The organism is Rheinheimera gaetbuli (genome assembly GCF_054781935.1).
This window is the reverse complement of the sequence record NZ_BAAGTL010000037.1, coordinates 1-1,500: the sequence shown is the minus strand read 5'-3', so window position 1 is coordinate 1,500 and position 1,500 is coordinate 1. Positions and strand designations below refer to the sequence as shown.

Here is a 1,500-nt window from a genome sequence, read left to right as displayed (position 1 = left end):
CGCTCTTTAACAATTTGGCAAGCTGATAGTAGTAAAAAACAAGGTAACAATATTTATTTGTGAACCTTAAACACACTGTACATCTCAAGACATTTTGGGGTTGTATGGTTAAGTGAATAAGCGTACACGGTGGATGCCTTGGCAGTCAGAGGCGATGAAGGACGTACTAACCTGCGAAAAGCTGTGGGAAGCCGGTAAGAGGCGTTAGACCCGCAGATATCCGAATGGGGAAACCCAGTGAGTTTACTCACTATCCTTACATGAATACATAGTGTAGGGAGGCAAACCGGGAGAACTGAAACATCTAAGTACCCCGAGGAAAAGAAATCAACCGAGATTCCGTTAGTAGCGGCGAGCGAACGCGGAGTAGCCCTTAAGCTATTAAGGTGTTAGTGGAATACTCTGGAAAGGGTAGCGATACAGGGTGATAGCCCCGTACACGACAATGCTTTAGTAGTGAAAACGAGTAGGACGGGACACGTGGTATCCTGTTTGAACATGGGGGGACCATCCTCCAAGGCTAAATACTCCTGACTGACCGATAGTGAACCAGTACCGTGAGGGAAAGGCGAAAAGAACCCCTGTAAGGGGAGTGAAATAGAACCTGAAACCGTGTACGTACAAGCAGTGGGAGCCCACTTGTTGGGTGACTGCGTACCTTTTGTATAATGGGTCAGCGACTTACATTCTGTAGCGAGGTTAACCGAATAGGGGAGCCGTAGGGAAACCGAGTCTTAACTGGGCGAATAGTTGCAGGGTGTAGACCCGAAACCGGGCGATCTATCCATGAGCAGGTTGAAGGTTGGGTAACACTAACTGGAGGACCGAACCCACATCTGTTGAAAAAGATGGGGATGACTTGTGGATCGGAGTGAAAGGCTAATCAAGCTCGGAGATATCTGGTTCTCCTCGAAAGCTATTTAGGTAGCGCCTCGAGCGAATACCATTGGGGGTAGAGCACTGTTTGGGCTAGGGGGTCATCCCGACTTACCAACCCCATGCAAACTCCGAATACCAATGAGTACTACTCGGGAGACACACGGCGGGTGCTAACGTCCGTCGTGAAAAGGGAAACAACCCAGACCGCCAGCTAAGGTCCCAAAGTAATGATTAAGTGGAAAACGATGTGGGAAGGCATAGACAGCTAGGAGGTTGGCTTAGAAGCAGCCACCCTTTAAAGAAAGCGTAATAGCTCACTAGTCGAGTCGGCCTGCGCGGAAGATGTAACGGGGCTAAATCATTCACCGAAGCTGCGGACTTGTGCTTGCACAAGTGGTAGAGGAGCGTTCTGTAAGCCTGTGAAGGTTATCCGGGAGGATGGCTGGAGGTATCAGAAGTGCGAATGCTGACATGAGTAACGATAAGGGGAGTGAAAAACTTCCCCGCCGAAAGACCAAGGGTTCCTATCCCATGCTAATCAGGGTAGGGTGAGTCGGCTCCTAAGGCGAGGCTGAAAGGCGTAGTCGATGGGAAACAGGTTAATATTCCTGTACCGGCCAA

Annotated in this window: 1 rRNA gene; it reads left to right on the top strand. The window is 49.5% G+C overall.

From position 1 onward, the window contains the following. Positions 1-106: 106 nt before the first annotated feature. Positions 107-1,500 (top strand): 23S ribosomal RNA (locus ACYVIC_RS19640); the annotation flags it as partial.